The organism is uncultured Anaerococcus sp. (genome assembly GCF_963512375.1).
In the GTDB taxonomy this organism is placed as follows: Bacteria; Bacillota; Clostridia; order Tissierellales; family Peptoniphilaceae; genus Anaerococcus.
Window position 1 is genome coordinate 29067 of the sequence record NZ_CAUPMI010000011.1, and the last position, 22251, is coordinate 51317.

General features: G+C 34.6%; 19 protein-coding genes. 11 read left to right on the forward strand and 8 right to left on the reverse strand.

The features are described 5' to 3' along the window. Positions 1-6: 6 nt before the first annotated feature. Genes RRB46_RS06100 through RRB46_RS06120 form a run of 5 tightly spaced genes read left to right on the forward strand, consistent with a single transcriptional unit; the run spans position 7 to position 7863 of the window. On the forward strand, positions 7-702 hold the full coding sequence (locus RRB46_RS06100) for an isoprenyl transferase (protein ID WP_311537858.1): 696 nt from the start codon (positions 7-9) through the stop codon (positions 700-702). After that, entirely contained in the window at positions 699-1478 is a 780-nt protein-coding gene (locus RRB46_RS06105; RefSeq protein WP_311537859.1) for a phosphatidate cytidylyltransferase, read from the forward strand. Before RRB46_RS06100 ends, RRB46_RS06105 begins: the two co-directional genes overlap by 4 nt. 6 nt (positions 1479-1484) lie before the next feature. Beyond that, the gene (gene rseP, locus RRB46_RS06110) at positions 1485-2504 is read left to right on the forward strand and encodes an RIP metalloprotease RseP (RefSeq protein ID WP_297689177.1); all 1020 of its coding nucleotides are present in this window, start codon (positions 1485-1487) and stop codon (positions 2502-2504) included. Between the two features lie 12 nt (positions 2505-2516). Further along, positions 2517-3575, forward strand: a complete 1059-nt coding sequence (gene ispG, locus RRB46_RS06115) for a flavodoxin-dependent (E)-4-hydroxy-3-methylbut-2-enyl-diphosphate synthase (protein WP_311537861.1) — start codon at positions 2517-2519, stop codon at positions 3573-3575. Further along, positions 3565-7863, forward strand: a complete 4299-nt coding sequence (locus RRB46_RS06120; RefSeq protein WP_311537862.1) for a PolC-type DNA polymerase III — start codon at positions 3565-3567, stop codon at positions 7861-7863. Before ispG ends, RRB46_RS06120 begins: the two co-directional genes overlap by 11 nt. 46 nt (positions 7864-7909) lie before the next feature. On the opposite strand, the gene RRB46_RS06125 is transcribed toward RRB46_RS06120, so the two are convergent. Both RRB46_RS06125 and RRB46_RS06130 read right to left on the reverse strand, forming a co-directional pair. After that, a complete protein-coding gene (locus tag RRB46_RS06125; protein ID WP_311537863.1) occupies positions 7910-9205 on the reverse strand; it encodes a HAMP domain-containing sensor histidine kinase in 1296 nt (431 codons plus the stop codon). Next, positions 9206-9901 carry a response regulator transcription factor gene (locus tag RRB46_RS06130; RefSeq protein WP_311537864.1) on the reverse strand — a complete coding sequence of 232 codons (696 nt, stop codon included), beginning with the start codon at positions 9899-9901 and terminating at the stop codon, positions 9206-9208. Positions 9902-10028: 127 nt separating this feature from the next. Between RRB46_RS06130 and RRB46_RS06135 the strand changes: the two genes are divergently transcribed. Genes RRB46_RS06135 through RRB46_RS06145 form a run of 3 tightly spaced genes read left to right on the forward strand, consistent with a single transcriptional unit; the run spans position 10029 to position 12389 of the window. Continuing rightward, positions 10029-10922 carry an ABC transporter ATP-binding protein gene (locus tag RRB46_RS06135; RefSeq protein WP_296127120.1) on the forward strand — a complete coding sequence of 298 codons (894 nt, stop codon included), beginning with the start codon at positions 10029-10031 and terminating at the stop codon, positions 10920-10922. Position 10923: 1 nt separating this feature from the next. After that, complete coding sequence (locus RRB46_RS06140) at positions 10924-11676, forward strand: hypothetical protein (protein ID WP_311537865.1); 753 nt, start codon at positions 10924-10926, stop codon at positions 11674-11676. Positions 11677-11684: 8 nt separating this feature from the next. After that, entirely contained in the window at positions 11685-12389 is a 705-nt protein-coding gene (locus RRB46_RS06145) for an ABC transporter permease (RefSeq protein WP_311537866.1), read from the forward strand. 64 nt (positions 12390-12453) lie between these two features. Here the strand turns inward: RRB46_RS06145 and RRB46_RS06150 are convergent, their stop codons facing one another. The 6 genes from RRB46_RS06150 to RRB46_RS06175 all read right to left on the reverse strand — a co-directional run bounded on the left by RRB46_RS06150 (position 12454) and on the right by RRB46_RS06175 (position 19950). After that, entirely contained in the window at positions 12454-14697 is a 2244-nt protein-coding gene (locus RRB46_RS06150; RefSeq protein ID WP_311537867.1) for an FtsX-like permease family protein, read from the reverse strand. Further along, positions 14691-15386 carry an ABC transporter ATP-binding protein gene (locus RRB46_RS06155; RefSeq protein WP_311537868.1) on the reverse strand — a complete coding sequence of 232 codons (696 nt, stop codon included), beginning with the start codon at positions 15384-15386 and terminating at the stop codon, positions 14691-14693. The genes RRB46_RS06150 and RRB46_RS06155 overlap by 7 nt, the downstream gene beginning before the upstream one ends. A 171-nt stretch (positions 15387-15557) precedes the next feature. Continuing rightward, the gene (locus tag RRB46_RS06160) at positions 15558-17249 is read right to left on the reverse strand and encodes a VWA domain-containing protein (protein WP_311537869.1); all 1692 of its coding nucleotides are present in this window, start codon (positions 17247-17249) and stop codon (positions 15558-15560) included. Then, complete coding sequence (locus RRB46_RS06165; RefSeq protein ID WP_296127109.1) at positions 17242-18126, reverse strand: AAA family ATPase; 885 nt, start codon at positions 18124-18126, stop codon at positions 17242-17244. The genes RRB46_RS06160 and RRB46_RS06165 overlap by 8 nt, the downstream gene beginning before the upstream one ends. Position 18127: 1 nt before the next feature. Continuing rightward, entirely contained in the window at positions 18128-18442 is a 315-nt protein-coding gene (locus tag RRB46_RS06170; protein WP_296127107.1) for a hypothetical protein, read from the reverse strand. A gap of 53 nt (positions 18443-18495) precedes the next feature. Beyond that, entirely contained in the window at positions 18496-19950 is a 1455-nt protein-coding gene (locus RRB46_RS06175) for a carbon starvation CstA family protein (protein ID WP_311537870.1), read from the reverse strand. A 254-nt stretch (positions 19951-20204) separates the two neighbouring features. Between RRB46_RS06175 and rimP the strand changes: the two genes are divergently transcribed. The 3 genes from rimP to rnpM are packed head-to-tail and all read left to right on the forward strand — an operon-like array spanning position 20205 to position 22247. Further along, entirely contained in the window at positions 20205-20648 is a 444-nt protein-coding gene (gene rimP, locus RRB46_RS06180) for a ribosome maturation factor RimP (protein ID WP_311537871.1), read from the forward strand. Positions 20649-20659: 11 nt separating this feature from the next. Beyond that, a complete protein-coding gene (nusA, locus tag RRB46_RS06185; RefSeq protein ID WP_311537872.1) occupies positions 20660-21925 on the forward strand; it encodes a transcription termination factor NusA in 1266 nt (421 codons plus the stop codon). Positions 21926-21980: 55 nt separating this feature from the next. After that, a complete protein-coding gene (rnpM, locus tag RRB46_RS06190; protein ID WP_106459951.1) occupies positions 21981-22247 on the forward strand; it encodes an RNase P modulator RnpM in 267 nt (88 codons plus the stop codon). Positions 22248-22251: the final 4 nt, after the last annotated feature.

The following is a 22251-nucleotide window of genomic DNA, read 5'->3' on the forward strand; positions in this document are numbered from 1 at the left end:
GGACTTATGACTGAATTAAAAATACCATCCCATCTTGCTATCATTCTTGATGGCAATGGAAGATGGGCTAAGAAACAAAATAGGCCTAGGACCTTCGGCCATAAGGAAGGTGCGGAAAATGTGATTAGGATTGCAAGGTCTGCCAAGAAATTTGGCATTAAGACTTTGACTCTTTATGCCTTTTCTACAGAAAATTGGAAAAGACCCGCTAGTGAGGTCGGATTTTTGATGGATTTGCTTATTAAGTTTGTAAAATCCAAGCTTGATGAACTTATAGCAGAAGATTGTAAGCTTAATTTCTTGGGAGATATTTCAAAACTTCCAGAAAAGACTAGAGAGGCTTGCCTTTATGCCTTGGATAAAACTAAGGATAACAAGTCTCTTGTCATAAATATTGCCCTAAATTATGGGGGCAGGGACGAGCTTGTCCATGCCTTTAGAGAAATTATGGCCAAGGGATACGGTCCTGATGATATTACAGAAGAGATGATTTCTGATAATTTATATACATCAGGTCAATCTGACCCAGACCTTTTGATTAGACCTGGCGGTGAGCTTAGGTTGTCTAATTTTCTAATCTATCAGATGGCTTACACAGAGCTTTATTTTACAGATGTTTTGTGGCCAGATTTTACTGAGGATGATTTAAGGGATGCAATCCTTGAATTTACTAGAAGAGATAGAAGATATGGTGGCTTATGATTAAGTTTTTAAACAGGGCCTTTGGTGGTGCTGTAATATTAACACTTTTGATTTTAATAACTTACTTGGGCAGGATTCCTCTTGCTCTTGGGGTGGCAGCTTTTTCTTATATTGCCCTTCATGAGATGGATAAGGCCCTTAGTAAAATTAAACTTCACCTACCTATGAAGTGCCTTTATTTTACAAATGGAATAATCATGCTTGCTGCCTTTATAAATAATTCTGATATTTATATAGCTTCGATTGTGGTTTCGGTTTTGTATCTATTTATGTACATCATCCTAACTGGCCATTACAGTCTTTATGATGGCTTTGCTGCAGCCTTTGTCATGCTTTATGTATCATTTTTGATCTCTCATATCCTAAGGATAAAGAATGTGTCCTATGTGTGGATGCTATATATTACAGCTTGGGGATCTGATACATTTGCCTATCTTGTTGGCAGCCTTTTTGGAAAACACAAGATGGAATGGATGGCTCACATTAGCCCAAATAAGACTATCGAAGGGTCAATCGGTGGAATTGTTGGAGCTACGATTTTAAATATTGTCTATTGCCATGAATTTGGCCTTGACACTTATGTTAGAGAGATAGTTATTTTTACAATTATTGCTGCGATTATGTCACAAATTGGTGACTTGATTGCATCTTATATTAAAAGACAAACTGGAATTAAAGATTTTGGTAACCTAATACCAGGCCATGGCGGCATCCTTGATAGGTTTGATTCTATCATGTTTATTGCCCCTGTCCTTTATCTTTTTTCTAGGATTTAAGGAGAATTGATGAGAATATTAATAGCGGTAGTACTATTTTTGCTACTAATTGTATTTCACGAGTTTGGTCACTTCCTTGTGGCCAAGCTTTCTGGAATCAAGGTAAATGAGTTTGCAGTGGGCATGGGGCCCCTTATTTTTTCTAAAGAAAAGGGAGAGACCCTTTATTCTTTAAGGCTAATCCCAATTGGCGGCTACTGTGCCATGGAAGGTGAGGATGAAGAATCGCCAGACCCTAGATCTTTTGATAGGGCACCAGCCTCTAAGAGATTTCTTACAATCTTAGCTGGCCCTGTGGCTAACCTTATTATAGCTGTCCTAGTCTTTATGACTGTGGGCCTTATGGCAGGTATTATTACTACTTCAATAGGGGATTTTACAGAAAATTCACCAGCTAAAGAAGCTGGCATGGAAGTAGGCGATGAGATAAGAAAAGTTGGAGATAAGGATATCAAAGATTTTACTGATATTTCCGCAGGAATTGCTGATTTTTATAAGGATAAGGATTATGATAAGCCTATCACAGTTCAGTATTATAGGGAAAGTTCAGATACCATCACAGCTGTAGATTTGAAAGTAGAAGTCAAAGATGATTCTGCCTATATTGGTATAATGCCAGCAAGAAAGAGGCCAGGATTTTTTGAAGCGATAGGCCTTGGTTTTAGTGAAACTTGGAAAAATATCAAGATGATTTTCACAGTTCTTGGCAGACTATTTACAGGAAAAATAGCCCTGGGTGCCCTATCAGGCCCAATTGGAGTCTTAAAGGAAATGGGCAACCAAGCCAATAACGGCCTTGCCAATCTCTTATACTTTTTAGGTTATATTTCTGTAAACCTAGCAGTTTTTAACCTACTTCCAATACCAGCCCTTGATGGTTCAAAGCTTTTGACAAGTGGGATAGAGATATTAACAGGCAAGAAAATAAACAAAAAAATCGAAGAAAGAATCACCATAGTTGGATTTATCCTTCTAATGGGACTTATAATTTTGGTAAGTATAAAGGATATAATTAATTTATTTTAAAAGGAAGGCAAAATGAGAAGACAAACTAGGAAAATTTTTGTAGGAGATGTTGCTATTGGTGGCGACTCTCCTATTTCTATCCAATCAATGACAACAGCAAAAACATCCGATGTAGATGCGGTAGTAAAGCAAATAAGGGCCCTTGAGGCTGAAGGTTGCGATATATCTCGCTCAGCCATCAATACCATAGAAGATGCCTTGGCCATTAGAAAAATTAAGGAAGCTACAAATATTCCTTTTGTGGCAGATATACAATTTGATTATAAGCTTGCCCTTGCAGCTGTAGAAAATGGCTGTGATTGCCTAAGATATAATCCAGGCAATATTGGAGGTAAGGATAAGGTCGCTCTTTTAGTTGAAGAATGTAAGAAACGCTCAATTCCAATAAGGATTGGGGTAAACTCAGGTTCTGTTTCAAGAGAAATTGTCGATCGCTTTGGGGGAGTTAATAAGGATTGCCTTGTGGCAAGTGTCCTTGAAGAGGTTAAAATACTTGAAGACATGGATTTCCATGATATAAAAATATCTGTAAAATCATCAGATGTAAATACCATGATAGATGCCTATAGGCTCTTATCTTCAAAGGTTGACTACCCACTTCACCTAGGAGTAACAGAGGCAGGACCTCTCTATCAAGCCCTTGTCAAATCATCAATTGGTATAGGTTCTTTATTGAAGGATGGGATTGGTGATACGCTTAGGGTTTCAATCACAGGTGATATCGTAGAAGAAGTTAAGGCTGGTAAGGCAATTCTAAAGGCCCTTGGCCTAAGACGAGATGGGCTTGATATAGTATCTTGTCCAACTTGCTCAAGAACTACCGTAGACCTTCCAAATATTGTTGCAGAAGTTGAAGAAAAATCGAAGGGCCTTAAGGTAAATGCCAAGGTTGCAATCATGGGTTGTCCTGTAAATGGACCTGGAGAATCAAAGGAAGCTGACTATGGAATTTCTGCAGCAAATGGCATGGGCTTCTTGTTTAAAGATGGAAAGACCATCAAGAAAGTAAAGGAAGAAGAAATAGTCGATACCCTAATAGAAGTTTTGAAAGAAAAGCAAGATGAGAATTGACCTGGGCTCTTTAATAAAAATTGAAAAAGAAATTTTTTATATAATTGAAGCGACCTATTACAAAAAAGAAAATAGGCTCCACCTTTTGATAGAAAGCGAAGACCCACTTTTAAGCAACAAGGAGGAAGACCTAAGAGAATATTTTTCTGACATGGACCTTTCTATAAGCTATAAAAAAATAGAGATAGAAGAGACCCATGAATTAGAAAATATAAATGAAGATCTTCCTGAAAATTTAGGGGATAATTACGATTCGTTTGCGGATGATTTTGAAGAAGAAATTGAGTATATGGATATACCTCATGATGAAGATTTAAAGCCTAGTAAGGATGATGTGCCAAGTGATAATCTTCAAGATATTGACCAAGGACCTGAAAAAGTAGAAGATGAGCCTTTAAATTCAAATAAGGAAGAAACTTCTTCTCAAGAAGAAAAACTAGCAGCGGGAGAAATTCCTCAAAAGGAAGAAAATCCTAATGAACAAGACTCGGCAGAAGACTTAAAAAAGGCCAAGGAGGCCAAGCTCCAAAGGCAAATTGCCAATGCAATTTCTATTCAAAACTCAGCCAAGGAAAAAATCCAAAAGCAAAAGCCAGCAGAGGATGGTTTAAATTTTGGTAGAAAGCAAAGGTTAGATCCAATAAATATAGAAGATCTCTATGATAAGAAGGGCATGGCAAATGGCCTAATAGGAAGGATTTTTGGCCTATCTTGCTTTGAGACTAAAAATGGATATTTTATCTATACCTTTGACCTTGAAGATAAGACCGATGCCATATCTTGTAAAATTTTTGCCAATAAAAATAACAATTATAAGCTAGAAGGCCTAAAAGATGGGATGGCAGTCCAGGTTGAAGGAACTCTTAACTTTGATGACTTTGCCAAGGAAGATGTCTTTACCATTAATTCTGTAAGGGAGGCTCTAATTGGTAAGAAAGTCGACCTAGCGGCTGACAAGCGTTTTGAGCTCCAGATTCACACTAAATATACCAACCTCGATGGTTTTGTGGATGATTCCGACCTTTTAGGCACACTTACAGACTGGGGCTGGGATACGATTGGTATAACAGATACAGAAAACCTCCAAGTCCTACCAAATATCTATGACAAGTACAAGTCAAAGGGTATCAAGGTTTTGCCAGGTGCAGAGCTTTTGATGGTAGAAGATGACCTTAGGATTCTTACAAATTTATCAGAAAAGGATCCAGCAGATTTTAAAAAGCTTGAAGAAGGCTCTTTCGTAGTCTTTGATATCGAGACAACAGGCCTTTTAAGATATAGGGATGCCATTACAGAAATTGGTGCAGTTAGGGTTGAAAATGGAGAAATAACTGAGACTTACAACCAGCTAATAAACCCTGAAAGAATGCTGCCTGAAAAAATTATAGAGATAACAGGCATAACAGATGCCATGCTTGCCGATAAGCCAAAGATAGATGAGGTCTTGCCAGGATTTTTAGAATTTTGTGGAGATGCAATTATAGTTGGTCAAAATACAGACTTTGACGTTGGCTTTATAAGGGTCAATGCCCAAAGGCTCGGCCTTAAATTTGACCCGGTCTACCTAGACACCTTGCCAATGGCTAGGGCACTTTTTGATGATATGGGCAAGTTCTCCCTAGATAAAATCGCTAGAAAACTTGAAATTCCTGCCTTTAACCACCACAGGGCAAGCGATGATGCTAGGGCTACAGCCCAGATTTTCATTAAGATGTTTGAGATGATTACTAAAGAAGAAGGCATAAGCCTTCTAAATATCAATTCTCTAACGACTAATTATCCAAAGGCCAAGCACAAAACCTATTCAGTTTTAGCCTATGCCAAGGATAAGATAGGTCTTAAAAATCTCTACCAACTAATTTCAGAATCAAGGATGAACCATATAGCAAATGGCGAAGCGAGGACTCCTTTATCTACGATTCTAAAATATAGGGAGGGCCTAATTTTAGGCTCTGGTGGTTCTGAAGGAATTCTTGTCGATTATCTAATAAATCAAAGGTCTGACAGGGATATAGAAAAATATCTAAGTCTCTTTGATTTTTACCAGGTTGAGCCTTTATCTATCTATGAAGATATGATAGAAAGTGGAAAAATTGATTCCAAAGACCAGGTAAGGGCCATAAATGAAAAGATAATTGCCTATGGAAATCGCGATAAAAAGCTTGTAGCAGCAACCGGTGGGGTAAGATATCTAAATCCTAGGGACTATAAGCTTAGAAATATCCTAAAGAAGGGGTCCTTCTTCTTTTATAAGGAAAATAGTCCTCTTTATTATCTAAGAACTACAGATGAAATGCTTAAGGAATTTGCTTATTTTGGAGATAAAATTTCTTATGACCTTGTCATAGCAAATCCTAAAAAAATTGCAGATCAGATTGAAGATTTAAGGCCAATTCCACCTGGCACCTTCCCTCCGAAAATCGAGGGATCTGAAGAGATGCTTAGGGAAACTTGTTTTAGAAAGGCCCACTCAATTTATGGAGATACGCTACCAGAAATTGTCGAGGCAAGGCTTGAAAAAGAGCTTAATTCCATTATTTCAAATGGATACGCTGTTCTTTATATCATAGCCCAAAAGCTAGTTAAAAAATCTAATGATGATGGCTATCTTGTAGGTTCTAGGGGATCTGTTGGTTCATCTTTTGCGGCAACCATGGCTGATATTACAGAGGTAAATCCACTTTGCCCTCACTATGTGTGCCCAAACTGCAAGCATTCAGAATTTTTCCCAGAAGATCTCTTGGGTTCTGGTATAGATTATCCAGATAAAGCTTGTCCAGAATGCGGGACAGAGATGAAAAAAGATGGCCACAACATACCTTTTGAGGTATTTTTGGGCTTTGAAGGGGATAAGGAACCAGATATAGACTTAAACTTCGCTGGTGAATACCAACCTACAATCCACAAATATACCGAAGAGCTCTTTGGTAGGGGCCATGTATTTAGGGCAGGAACAATTGGGAAAATCCAGGACAATACAGCTTTTGGCTATATCAAAAAGTATATGGAAGAAAATAATCTAAACCTAACTAATGCTCAGATTAGAAGCTTTCAGAGGGGGCTAAAGGATGTCAAAAGATCAACTGGCCAGCATCCGGGCGGCCTTATAGTTGTGCCAAATGATATTGATGTTTTTGACATAACCCCAATCCAGTATCCAGCAGATGATCCGAGGGGAGATATAAGGACGACCCACTTCCCATATTCAGTAATGGAAGAAACCCTCCTTAAGCTTGACCTTCTAGGCCACGATGTGCCTTCAATTATAAGGGCTCTCCAGGATTTGACAGATACAGATCCACTAAATATAAAGATGGATGATGCCAATGTCATGAAGATATTTTCATCTACAGAACCCCTTAAGATTAAGCACAATTTTTCAAATAATGACATAGGAACCCTTGGCATACCTGAGTTTGGTACAAACTTTGTAAGGGGCATGTTAAAGGATACCTATCCTAAGAAATTTTCAGAGATGGCTAGGATTTCTGGTCTTTCCCACGGAACAGATGTGTGGCTTAACAATGCCCAAGACCTTGTAAAATCAAATACCGCATCCTTTGACGAAATAATTTCAACCAGGGATGATATCATGAATGCCTTAATCACTGAAGGCCTTGATAAGAAAAAATCCTTCCAAATCATGGAAAGGGTCCGTAAGGGCAAGGGCCTTGATGATGAAACTATTGAATACATGAAGGAAAATGGGGTCAAGGATTGGTATGTGGAATCTTGCCTAAAGATAAAATATCTTTTTCCAAAGGCCCACGCCGTTGCCTATTGTCTGATGTCTTATAGGATAGCCTACTACAAGGTTTATTACCCAGAAGCCTTTTATGCTTCATATTTTAATTCCAAGCTAAATGACTTCTCCTATTCGACAATCCTATCTGGCTTTGATGCTGTAAGGCTAGCTCTTGATTCCTACAAGGATAGGTTTGACCTTACTCAAAGGGACAATGCCCTAAAGACAGTCTTAGAAGTAGCTGAAGAGATGCATGCTAGAGAGATAAAAATCAGAAAGGCTGACATCTACAAGTCAGATTCTAGGAAGTTCTTGATAGAAGATGGGGCAATTCTCCCACCACTTGCGGCTGTGGATGATGTAAGTGAAGCTATGGCAAAGGACATAGTAGAAGAGCGCCAAAAAGGCAATTTTATATCTATAGAAGATCTAAGGTCTAGAACTTGCCTAAATAAAAACGCCATCAAAAGCCTAAAAGATTTGGGAATCATAGATGGTATCCAAGAAGAAAATCAAATGAGCCTATTTGATGGCTTGTTTTAAAAAAATAAAGCTGACCCAAAATTAATCTAGGGTCAGCTTTTTCGATTCATTCTATATGGTCAAAGATAAAAGATATCTCAAGGCCAGGTTTTTTATTTTCAATAAGAAAAGCTCCGTCATGCAATTCGGCGATTTGCTTTGAAATAAAAATTCCCAAACCGTGTTTGGTTATATTGGTCAAATCTTCCTCATTAATCCTTCTTATGAGGTCATATGAAATCCCACTTCCCTCATCACTTATTGTAATAATCAGCTTACCATCAGGATTTGTGAGCCTGACAAGAATTTTCCCTTCGGTATAAGATAGTGAATTTTTTAGGATATTTTCAAGCATCCTATAAAATAAATTAGCATCCATCCTAATCTTTAAATCATTTTTTTCTAGCTTATTTTCAAAAATAATTTCCCTATCAGGATTCTCATTTAGCTTATCGACAATTACTTTTCTAATAATTTTGACAGGATTTTGAGACTTAAAGTCTTTCTTATCAATATTAGAAAGGGACATGGTAAGATTTAGGCCTTCTAGGATATTTGAAATTTTTAGGACTTGGTCTTGGATATTTTGGATATCGATGTCATTCTTGTTCTCCTTGCTTACTTCCCAGGAAATCTTAGCAAGAGGAGTTCTTACATCGTGGCTAAGGCCCCTAATCCACTTAACTTGGGCAATTTTAAGATTGTTGAACTTTTCATTAGCCTTGTTTATAGAAACAGCAAGATCTTTCAATTCTCCATATTCATCTAGCCTTGCAAAATCATCTTCGTAGAGCCTATCAAGAGCCTTTTGAAAGGGGAGGGTGTTTTTTAAGATATTTTTGATATCAATCCTATAAAAAATATAGACAAGGGCTAAAAATAAAATAACGAAACCTATAAAGAGTTTTACATTAAAAATCAGGTCCTTATAATTGTAATAATTAAAGGGAAGCTTGTCTAAGGAATTTTTAGGATAAGCAAAAAGGATTAGCCCATCGTTTAGGATGTAGGTAAATACAGGATAGTCAGCTAGATAATACCTTGTAAAGCCTGCCACATCTGTGATTTCAAATTTATCCTTAACTTCCTTTGGCTTAGCAAAAGATTCTATGACCTTCCCATCCTTATTAATTCTTATAGCCCAAATATCATGATCTTTTAGGAATTCCTTATTTGTATCATTAAGGTAGGTCCTAGTTTTATTAGTTTCTACATAAGAAAAAACATCGTTAGGATTTGGGTATTTATTGTTAAGCCTGTAGTTTAGGTAAAGGAAGGTCATAAATAAAAATATTAGGAAAAATAGCAAGAACAATATTCTGATTACAATTTTCTTAAATCTTTTTAAAATATAGTCAAACATCTATTCCTCTTTAACAAGCTTATAACCAAGGCCCTTTATGGTTATCAAAATCTTTGGCTCTCTAGGATTATCTTCAAGTTTTTCCCTTAGCCTATAGATGTGGGTTATCAGAGTGTTTTCATAACCATAGGGATCTTCCCAAATATGATCTAAAATCCTATCTATAGAGACAATCATATTTATATTTTCAGATAAATAGGCTAGGATTTTGTATTGGGTGGCTGTAAGGGCTATTTCTTCGCCATTTTTGATGAGGACACCCTTGGACATATCAAAAATTACCTTGCCTAAATTTATTTTATCAAGAGATTTAACTTTTTTACTTCTTCTTAAGATAGCGTCGATTCTCCAAAGGAGCTCTTCAGGGAAGAAGGGCTTGACTAGATAGTCATCTGCCTTATTTACAAAGCCTTCTTTTCTGTCATCAAGGCCATCTAGGGCAGATAAAATTATAACAGCCATGTCTGAAGTCTTTCTAATTTCCCTTAACAAATCAAAACCACTCCCATCTGGAAGCATCAAGTCTAAAACAACCAGGTCAATTTTTAAATTTGAAATTTTAAATCTTGCTTCCTTTAAGTTTTTGGCAGTATAAACTTTTTTAAATCCCTTATCCTTCAAAAAATTATATAAATTTTCTAGTAAGGTCTTTTCATCATCAACCACTAATATTGAAAAATTACTCCTTATATCCATCTAAGCCTCCTTGTTATCCTTATTATACACCAGACTCGTGCTTTATTTGCTTTTGTGATGTAAAAGTGACCTAACTAAAACTTTATCTTTATCAGGTCTTGGTATTATGGTTTTAGGAGGAATGATTATGAAAAAAATACTTGAAGTTAAAAATTTACAAAAATCATATAACAATAAAAAGGTCTTAGATATAGACTCTTTAGAAATTGAAGAGGGTGCAATTTATGGCCTAATAGGAAAAAATGGAGCAGGAAAATCTACTTTAATGAAGAGTATCTTGGGTCTTGTTAAAAAAGATGGAGGCCTTGTTAAGGTTTTTGGTCAGGAAGTAAACCCTAAGAACCAGAAAGATTTAAACAAAAATCTAGGTGCTTTAATCGAAAATCCATCCTTTTATGACCACCTAACAGGCTATGAAAATCTTGAAATAATATGTAAGCTTAAGGGGATAAAAATAGAGGAAATCCCAAAAACCTTAGCTATGGTTGGCCTTAATAATGTAGGCAAAAAGAAGGCCAGGGAATATTCACTTGGTATGAAGCAAAGACTAGGCATTGCTATGGCCCTAATCGGAAGCCCTAAGCTTTTAATCCTTGATGAGCCAATAAATGGCCTTGATCCTCAAGGAATAGAGGAAATGAGGAACTTATTTAAAAATATTGTCAAAAACAATTCAACAAGCATATTGATATCTTCACACATCCTTGATGAAATGGAAAGAATAGCTACCCATATAGGAATCCTGATAGATGGAAATTTGACCTACAATGGAAGCCTAGAAGATTATAGAAAGCTTCATCCACCATTTATATCCTTACTAACTTCAGATAATAAGAAGGCCCTAGAGCTTTTGGGTCTTGGCCAAGACAGGATGATGGATAAAAAGATCATTTTAGGTAAGATTTCAAACCAAGACATAGGAGATATTGTAAATTTCCTCCATGGCAAGGTTGATATTTACAGGATAGAGGAAGAAAAAGAAAGTCTTGAAAAGCTATTTATAGAAGAAAGTAGGTCATAAGATGGCAAACTTAGAAAGAAAAAAATATAAAAGGCTTGGAATAAATTTCTTGATGCTAATAGTATTTTTAGGTCAGATGTTAATAGTTCTAGGGGCAAGTTTTAATAAGTCTTTTCCTCAAAGCTCTTATCCACTGGCTTATATTTTAGACACCTATTTATTTATTTCCTTGCTGATAAACCCAATACTAATATCATCATTAGTAAAAAAAGTAATAGAGATTGAAGAAAAAAACAAGATGTGGCAAATGCAGATAATCCTTGGAGAAAAAGTTAATTCCATACTTTTTGATAAATTTAAGATTTTAGCTTTAAGGCTAGTTTTCTTACAAATAATAGAAGGACTAGTATTTTTAAGCCTAGCAAAAAGATCAGCTAATTTTAATTTTAGTGGTGACATGGTCTTAAGATTTGGACTCGTAAACCTAACAGCCCTTATAATAAATTTATTTTTCGTAAGTATATTTATGATTATAGAAATGAAGAGTAAAAAAGTCTACACCCTATCATTTTTATCAATAATAGGAGGCCTTACCGGCATAATAACAATGCTTAGTTCAGAAACTTTATCTTTTGTAAATCCTTTTGCATGGATGGCAAGTCTACTTAATATTTCTTATGTAAATGAGGGAGGTAAATTTATCCAGGTATTAAATCCGATAAATTTCTATACGCTAATCATCTCCCTAATATTTCTAATAGGAAGTCTTTATTATTTAAAATCCATGAAATCTTATAGATTATACAAGGACTAGGAGGAAAAATGTTAAAATTAGAGATTAAGAAAATAAAATTCGTAAATATCTTGCTAGTAAGCTTAATAATTCCCTTACTAGCCAACGCCTTTGGCCTAATAAATTATTTGGGAAATAAAGGTAGCTTAACTAATCAGTGGCAATCTTTGTGGACACAAGTAAGTTTGTTTTACTTTTCCTTTTTCTATATCCCCTTAATTGCAATAATAATTGCAAGCCTATGGGCAACAGAACACAAGGCAGGCCTTAAATTTATTAGGCTAAGCCCAAAGAAAAATATAGACTTTGTAATAGCTAAGTTAGGTCTAGCCTTTATCCTAGTAAGCCTTTGTCAAATATATTTCCTAGGCCTATTTTACCTTTCTGGTAAATTTATAGCAGGTTTTGCAAGTATTGACTTTAGCATATATCTTTACTATATGATCCTGTCCATACTTTTATCCCTTCCTATAATTGGGATATTTGGAGCCCTTGCTATAAGGATTAAGTCCTTTGGGATAATAGTCCTCTTATCAACTATCTTTACAATCTTTGGCTTTGCCACAGCCTTTAAGTCTTTAAAAATAGTAGGTCTAAGCTTTTTGGCAATTGAAGCCAATAATTTAAGATATATAGGAATCAATGATTTGGTCTTATTAGCTCTTTTTGGCCTTGGGGAGTTAATTATTTCCCTATACCTATCTAAGAAATTTTTAAAATTTGAAAATAAATAATTTCAAAATAAAACTGCCCTCTTTAAGCTAATTTAGGGGGCAGTTTCATATTTTTCACAAATCTTTATCCATTAATAACTTTTAATTCCTTAACCATATCAATTTTTGAAATCTTAATCTTTTCCAGCAGTTGAACTATTATAAATATAAGTAGGCTTAGGGCGATTGCTTTTATAAAGTTAGATAGGGGAATATTTACTTCTACATAGGCATCTAGTTTAGTAAGGGCATAGCTTGTCATAAGTCTAATTAAAAAGTCCATGACAGGTATCATTAAGATTTCAAATAATATAAGGATTAGAAAAATAGGGCTGGTATAAATAGCCGCATTTTCTTTATCTCTTATTCCAAAAATTTTAAGATAGGATATATTTGTCTTAGACTTATCTATTATTAGGCTTGTTACAAGATAAGAAATTATTAGGTAAAAAGCTAGGGAAATAAATAGCAGACTATCAAAGACTCCGCCAAAGGAATCTAGGAAATGAGTCATAAATTTATTCATTTCTTTTTTATCAATTTCGTTAACCAAGAGATTTTTGTCGATATTTAGGATCTTATCAGACCCATAGGCATTAAAATATTCCTTTTCTTGCCCTATTATTTTATTTAAGTCCTCTCTTTTACCTATGATTTGGAATTTGGTATTGTTTTTTTCTATAGCTTTTACCTTTAATTTTACTTTTTTATTATTGAAGTTTTCTATAGCCTTGATTTCATCATCTATTTTTAGTTTATATACCTTAGCAAGACCATTTGAAATTATTATATCATTAGGACTAAGGTCTTTTATATTTAAGTCCTTATATTTAGAATCAGGATCTACTCCCAGACATTGGATTTTTTTCATATTAAAATCTGCTAACTCAAAACTCATTAAAGAGATTTTATCAGCTTTGATGTTTGGATCAGGAGCTTTTATGAGGTAAGTATGTTCGTATTTCATCGAATCCTTCACTTTTTCTGCATAATCTGTAAAGACAGGTTTAACTCCTAGAGAATAAATTAAAAGTATATTTGCAAGACCTATTCCAAAGATTAGACTAATAATATTTGCCTTATTTGCAAGTAAAACTCTAATTCTAAACTTGTTAATGAAGGAGAACTTATCAAGTTTTATCCTCGTTTTTGCTTTAGGTGATTTTATTGTATTTCTAAGAAAGTCAATAACCTTGCCTTTAAGTGCCCTTCCAATTACAAGGTGATTGATTATTAAATATATCAAAAGTGGGATAAGACTTGTAAGGAAAAACGACCTTAAGTTAAAAGAAACTACAAATTTTGGCAGGTCATAGGACTTGTAATAAAGATCTGTATAGGTCTTGTATGTATGGCTATAGGCGATTAAATTACCGATAAGGGATGAGATTAAGCTAATGAAGATTGGCATTAGCATATAGTTTTTTTCTAGCTCTCTTTTTTTATAGCCTGAAGCAAGTAGGGTACCAATTATTGGAGCTTCTTCTTCAATCATACTTTTAACCTGGATTGCACTTATAAAGGCGATGGCTAAAACCAAAACTACCATAATTGCAGTCATCATAGGCACATCGCCACCCATATCTTCTATGAAATATCTAATGCAGTGATTATCATAGTTTAATAGAGCATCTATAACCATATTTTTTTGATTAACAATTTTAATGATATCTTTCTGCTTATCTCTAGCCTTAGACTTTGGTAAATTTTCTTGGTCTTTGTAGGCATATTGGTAAGAAATTTGCTCAGATAAATCTTTTAGTCCATCTTTGCAAACAAGACCTACACCAAAATAGCCTGTATCCATTACTAGGTCGGAGTTATTTTTAAGAAGGGTTGAATAATCAGGAAGTGCTATAAGACCAACTATCTTAAAACTTTTTCCTTCAAGTTTAACCGTATCTCCTACTTGTATTTTATTTGCCCTGGCATAGTTTGCAGAAATAGCTAATTCATTTTTATCCTTAGCCAGCCTTCCATCAAGTATAGATGGAATATTTATCCTATCTCTATTTTCGAAAACTCTTATTTTTTTATTATCTGTAGATTTGGCGTTAACATAAAAATTTTCATAAAGACTGATATTTTTAGTTTCTATTTCTATTTTTGTATCTTCATCTAATTTTTCAAGGCATGTAAAGTTACCATCCTCGACCTTTCCATTTTCTATAAGTTCGTAATAGAGTTTTTTTGTTGAATCTTGTGCTATAAAAAATGAAGAAGAAAAAATTATTATAAAGCAAAGGGCAAGGAAAATCGGCAAGACTCTTGATGGGTGAAAGTAAATTTGCCTGTAGGCTCTTTTATAAATTGGATTTTTCATTACCATGTCACATCCTTTGCTAGAATTTTTTCATCATTTTTAAGGTAAGATTTAACCTTGCCATCGTGGATTTTTAGAATATAATCGCACATTTTGCTTATCTGAACATTGTGGCTAGCTATAAGAATTGTTGCTTTATATTCCTTGTTCATTTTTTCAATCAAATTCAAAACGTCTTTTGCACTTTCATAATCAAGGGCGCCTGTAGGCTCATCACAGATTAGAATCTGTGGACTTTTGATGAGGGCTCTAGCAATCGAGGTTCTTTGGGCCTGCCCACCTGATATTTCATTAGGATATTTGTATAATTGATCCTTTATTCCCAAATCTTCAACAAGCTTATCTATATCAAGGGGATTTTTTGCTAAATACTTGCCTAGTTCAACATTTTCTAATACATTTAAGTCGCTGATTAGGTTGTAAAATTGAAAAACAAAACCTAACTTTTCCCTTCTATAGGATTCCAAATCTTTTTTGGTCATCTTAGAAAGGTTTTCCCCACAGATATTAACTTGGCCTGAATCAATTGTTTCAATACCACCTATAATATTAAGTAGGGTAGACTTGCCTGAGCCTGAAGGTCCTAAAATACAAATTATTTTACCATCTTCAATTTCAAGGTCAATATTTTTTAAAACGTCTATTTTCGATTGGCCTTGCCCATAACTTTTACACAAATTTTTAATTTTTATCATAAGACCTCCTTTGAATATGATAATCTTTATCATAATTATATCACTATTGAAATATCCCTACAATATGTAAATATATATTTTTTAATTAAGAATTTTTCGACTAAAAAAGCTATTAAATTTTACCATGTATATATAAACCGGAAAGGTTTATATGATAAGGCATTTAATAGCTTATTTTTCTACTTTTGATATTTGTTTTTTGATAAATTTGCCGGCAGCAGATGATATTCCTGCTGGATCGTCTATTTTTATAAAATTGTTGCGATAAAGGACTTTAGCATTGTCGAGCTTATTGCCATTTATGATAGCTGCTATACTAAGGCCCTTTTTTCTTAGATAGGCCAAACTTTCTTTAGTATCATCAAGGGCAGGCTCTTCCTGGTAGGGTTTATTTAATTTAAAGCCATCGCTAATTAAAGGTTTTAGGTCTTGGGGATTGGCATCTGTGAGTATTAGGCTTAGGGTGTTTTTGATATCCTTATCTAAAATTGCCCTGTAGGCCCTAAAGATAAGGCCGTCTCTATTCCAACCCATGGCTTTAAAACGAAAGATTTTTTTTATCTCTGCCTTATCATCATAATCTTTGAGTATGGATAAGATTGTAAAGTCATTTACTGTCTGAAAGGCTATGACCCTGTTTAGGATATTATTATTTTCTAGAGATTTAGCTAAAATATAGGCTTCTATGGCAACCTCTGATTCCTTATCGAGGAGGGAGGCAGACCCATCTATTAGGAGATCTACCTTCATAGATGGATTAGCCTTGAGGGTATTTTTCTTAAAAATTTTGGCCCTGTCTGTAATTTCTGCCTTGTAGGCAAGCCTTGGCACAAGCCTACCTCTTTGGCTTAGGTCTTGGTCAAGTGAGCTGGTTAGATTTAGTTTTAGCTTGATTTCCTTAGATAGGACAGAGATGGCCCTATTGTAGGATGTCTTATTAGCTTTAAATTTTAAAAGGTGTCTTGATATGGTCTTTTTATTGAGGTCCTGGTCAAGGTCCTTGTCATTTTCGTCGATTCCCTTAGAAAAGAATAACTTTGACCTCTTGTGGCAACCTGTGCACAAATCCCTTTCAATGCCAAGTCTAATCTCTTCATCAAATATTGACTTGCCAAAAGTCTTTTCTATAAATTTTAGACTTGCCTTACGTTTTTTATTTCCATAAGCAAGGACTAGGCTAGCAAAGCCTTGAGATTTTTCTCCTTTGGCCTTAAAATCAGCTGGCATGTTTGATCTTTCAAGGCTAAGCATTCCTGCATTTTCAAAAAGTGATATATTTAAGGATGGAAGATTTTTAAGAATATTATTTTCCTTATATCCTAAATATTTTTGAAATAAATTTTTAACTCTAGCTTCTAGATTATCTTTATTTGTGTCTGGTTCTAGCCTTAGTGCTTGGTATAAATTTCTATCTTTCTTACTAGTTTTGGGATTATTAAGATTAAGAATTTCCCTCATTCTTATTTCTTCTAGGCGGTAGATTTGATTTTGCCTTAGGGCAAGGTTTCTCCTTTGTAAGTCATACCTATCGTCTAGAAATTTTTCTGCATAGGACTTCCTAAGAGATTTTAAAACAGGCCTTTTTGATATTTCTTTATTATAGGCGAAGTCTTCTATAATATAAATCAGGGCAAGGTCGTACTTATCCCTTTTAATATTATAGGCCCAGGAATCAAAGAGCTTTTTAATCTCCTTATAACCAAGGAATTTAATTGCAAGGCCAATTATTAAATTTAGGTAAAAGTCGGGGTTTCCATCTATATTTTCACCTATTATAAAATTGTCAAAGTCATAAGACTCTGCTCCTGCCCATTGGAGGTTGTTTATTCGGTTTTCATTTATCTCTTCGTTGTATTTATTCATTGGTCATATCTTTGTGATAAATATCATCCTTAAATCTTGCCTTTAGCAAATCTTCTATTAGACCTGCTTCATAGTCATCAAAGACCTTATTTACGAGGCTTAGTCTCATAGCTTCTTTTAATTCAAGGCCTTCTTTAACTAGGTCAAGGCCATCAAACATTCCCCTTAAATCTGGAGCACTTTCAGAAATTTCGTGTGCCTCTGCCTTATCTTTTAGGTCCCTGAAAAAGTTTGTAAGGTCTATAATGTAGGAATCTTTCAAATAAGGATAATGGGTTTTAATTAGGTATTTTAGATCATCATCAGAAATTCTTGGCATCTTTATTATGATAAATCTTGATAAAAGAGCCTCATTTAAATCACGGGTTCCTTCATAACCATAGTTCATGGTTGCTATAAAGCGAGTAGCAGGATGGACTTTTATTAATTTATAGCCAGGTACATCAATAATTCTCCTGTAATCTAGGACTGAGTGGAGGACTGCCATGGCTTCATTTTTTGCCATATTTATTTCATCAAGAACTGCAAAGCCTCCATGAGTACTTGCAAGACTTATAGGCCCTTCCCTAAAAATAACACTTCCTGATCTTAAGGTGTCATCTCCTATTAGGCTTGAGGCATCAAGGCTTAGGTGGAAGGAAACATTCCGCATAGGTCTATTAAAAAGATAGGCTAAATTTTCTGCAAGGACATTTTTGCCTGTGGATTTTTCACCAACAAGTAATATATTTTTACCAGAAAGTATGGCAGAAATTGCCTGGGTTAAGACCTTATTGCCCATATACCTAAATTTAGGACTAGGAAGCCTTGATTTAAGGTCATCTGCAAGAGGGTATTTGTTTTTAAAGTTTTCTATTTTTTTATAAATTTCATCCATTTTATCTCTCGATTGTGTTGATTTCATTTTTTATATAAAATTTTTTAAAAGATCCTAGGCCAAAGGCTGATATTTCAATTTCCTCATCGTCTTTTATAAAGGCATAGATATTAGGATTGACATAAATTTCAATATTTTCATCCTCATATTTGTGGTAGCTTTCAAGCTTGCCTATAGCTTTGGTGCTTACATCAAAATCTACAGTCCCAATTGTGCAGCAGGATTCCTTGCTATCTAGGTCAGGATTAATAAATAAAGCCTTAATGTCTTTTTTAGCTGCGAATTCTCTTCCTTTTTTATCTAATTTTATTTTCATAAGTCTCCTTCTTGAATAGAAAAAAGGTGGCCTAAGCCACCTTTAAATTTATCTTAGTCTAAAACTATTGATTCAATTCTAGATCTATTCTTCTTTCCACATCTTACTACAAACCATGCATAAGCAACGGTAATGACAGCTGCTATTGGATAAGCAATTGTGTAAGGTTGTCTAAATCCTATTGGGTCAGCATTGATTATAAATGAGAATACAATGAAGCAGTAGAACATACCTGGTATAAGTGTAATAAAGTAGTTTTTGTTATTATACATTAGGTAAATTGTTGCAACTGCTAGGGCAAAGATTGCTACGAATTGGTTAGTAAATCCGAAGTATCTCCAAAGAATATTAAATCCATTAGGATTTGATTTTGCAAAGTATAGGATAGCTGATGCTGGAACAAATAGACAAGCAGCTAGACCGGCTCTTTTTGAACCATTTCTTTGGTCTATATTTAATTCTTCTGAAATTATTAGTCTTAGAGATCTAAATGCTGTATCACCTGATGTGATAGGAAGTGCGATTACACCAACTACTGCTAGTAGACCACCGATATTACCCATAAAGAATTTAGAAATATTACCAACCATGATTGTACCAGCTGTATCTAATGGAGCTTCTCCTGTTGAGAAAAGAACCATAGCACCTGCTGCCCATATCATAGCTATAAAGCCTTCTGCTATCATTGTAGAATAGAAGGTTGTCCTTGCTTCTTTTTCACTTTTAACAGTTCTTGATACAAGGGTTACTTGTGAACCGTGGAAGCCTGATAGGATACCACAAGCTACAGTTATGAAGAATGCTGGGATGAAACGTTGTCCTTTTGGATGTTGAGCTAGGAGTCCTTGGCCTTCAAAAGATAGGTGAGCGGAACCTTTCATAAAGATACCGATTAAAACACCTATAGCTGAGATGATTAGGAAAGCACCAAAGATTGGGTAGATTCTACCGATAAGCTTATCAATAGGCATTACTGTTGATAGGATGTAATAAGCGAAGATTACAGCATATATAATCCAAATTACAGATCCTTCAGGTTCCTTACCAAGTACAAATTTAGCAATTAAGTCACCAGGTGTATAAACAAATACAACACCAGTAAGGAGTAAAAGAACAGCAATAACAATATTGTAGAATTTTCTAACTCCATCGCCTATGTATTTACCAACTAATTTTGGAACTTGGCTACCACCATTTCTCATTGAGATAAAGCCTGTCATGAAATCATGAACCGCACCTGCAACAACACAACCTACTGGAATAGCGATAAAGGCAATAGGTCCAAATAAGATACCTTGGATTGGTCCAAGAATAGGGCCTGTACCTGCTATGTTAAGTAAGTTGATAAGCCAGTTTTTAGCCTCACTCATAACAACGAAGTCGACACCGTCGGCTTTTTTTACTGCTGGAGTTTCTCTATCGTCAGGTTCTAGTTGACTTTCAACATATTTTGAATATAGAAATCCTCCTCCAAATAAAATTATAAGTCCAATAATAAATAATGTCATAATATCCTCCTTCATTTATTATCTTATATTTATTATAAAACATTTTCATAATAAAAGCAATAGCCTATTGTAAAATGAACATTACAATCATTTTCATAAAAATGGACAAAAATGAATTAAAATCCAATTTTAACCTTATAAAATGTGTATATTGAATAAATTAAATTATTGAAATTAGCTTGATTTAAAGTATAGTTATCCTAGTAAGAAGTGGGGCGCAAATTCCACTTTTTTTTAATGTTAGGGGGAGTGGTATGAATTTAACTGAAAAATTAAAAGAATTACTAAATGATGATATAGAAAATTTAGGCTATGAACTTGTTGATATAGAGTTTATAGGACCTAAGAATGAAAAGAGACTAATTTTCTATATATATAATGAAAGCGGCATAACCATAGACGACTGTGAAAAGGTAAGTACTTTTTTGGATGAGAAGTTAGATCAACTAGATTTAATTTCTACTTCATACTACTTAGAAGTTTCCTCTCAAGACTTATCAAGGCCACTAAAGACTGACAGAGACCTAATTAGAAATATGAATGAGCTACTTAAGATAAAACTTAAAGATGGCAGTGAGCTTATCGCCTTCACTAAAGAGGTCAATGCTGATAATATTTTATTTATAAGTCAAGATGACGAGGAAATTAAAATAGATAAGTCTGATATCAAAGAAATAAAAATTGAGATAGTTTTCTAAAAGGAGAAATTATGAACAAAGACTTTATGGCAGCCCTTGATGAGCTTTGTAAGGATAAAAATATCGAAAAAGATGTAATCCTTGAAGCCCTAGAAAAGGCGCTTGTAAAAAGTTATCAAAAAAATTATGACAATCAAGAAAATGTTGATGTTGTCATAGATCACGAAACAGGTGAGATAGGGGTATTTGCCCTAAGAGAAGTAGTAGATGAAGTAGAAGATAAGGTTAGCCAAATCAGTCTAAAAGATGCAAAGGAAGTAGATCCTACTCTTAGCCTAGGTGATGTGGCAAGAATAAAGCTTGTACCTAAAAACTTCGGAAGGGTTGCAGCCCAAACTGCAAGAAATATCGTAATACAAAAGATAAGAGATGCCCAAAGAGAAACCCTATTTGGGGATTATCTAGACAGAGAAAATGAGCTTATAACAGGTTCTATCCAAAGACAAGATAAATACAATGTCTATGTTAACCTTGATAAGATAGAAGGAATTGTTCCACTAAAAGAGCAAGTTCCTAACGAGGTCTATGCTCCAAATGAGAGAATGAAATTTCTTATAAAAGAAGTAAGAAACTCAGGAAAAGATCCTCAAATAGTTCTATCTAGATCAAGCGAAAACCTGGTAGTAAGACTTTTTGAGCTAGAAGTACCTGAAATAACTGATGGTATAATAGAAATTTATTCTATAGCAAGAGAAGCAGGCTCTAGGACAAAGATGTCTGTTTATTCAAATGATGAAACTATAGATGCTGTAGGAGCTTGTATAGGCTATAAGGGAGCTAGGGTAAATTCAATAGTAGAAAGTCTTCAAGGTGAGAAGATTGATATAATCAATTATTCAAAAGATGCAGAAACTTTCATATCAAATGCCCTATCACCTGCTGACATAATAAAAGTCCTAATAAATGAGAAAAATAGGCAGTCTCTTGTAGTAGTAGATGATAGCCAACTTTCACTTGCTATAGGCAAGGAAGGTCAAAACGCCAGACTTGCAGCAAGGCTAACTGGTTGGAAAATCGACATAAAATCAGAATTAGAATTTGATAGCCTAAGCCAAGAAGAAATCGATGAGATTTTAGGTTTAAATGATGAAGAAGAAATCATTGAAAATAATGATGAAGTAAGTGATGAAAGCCTAGCTGAATCTGCCGCAGATGCTGAAGAAGATATTGTAACAGAAGAAGCTAACACAGATTTAGAAGAATCTGATGAAGATGAGGCTGATGACGAAGATTTTTTAGAAAATCTTGACCAGGCTGATGAAAGCCTTGAAAACTAGGCCTTATGCTAAAAACTTTATAAATGAATAATAAATATTCAATTTGAGGTTAAAAATGAAAAAAACTCGAAAGATACCACAAAGAAAATGTATAGTATGTGGTTCTCTAAAAGATAAAAAAGACCTTCTTAGGATTGTAAATAACAAAGAAGAAGGAATCTTGATAGATGAAAGTGGAAAAGTAAATGGAAGAGGCGCTTATGTATGCAAAGATGAAGCATGCCTAAAGGGCCTTAGAAAGTCTAATAAGCTAAACCAAGCCTTTAAAATGAAAATAGATGATGATATTTATGAGGAGTTAGAAGCTTATGAAGTAAAATGAGGTG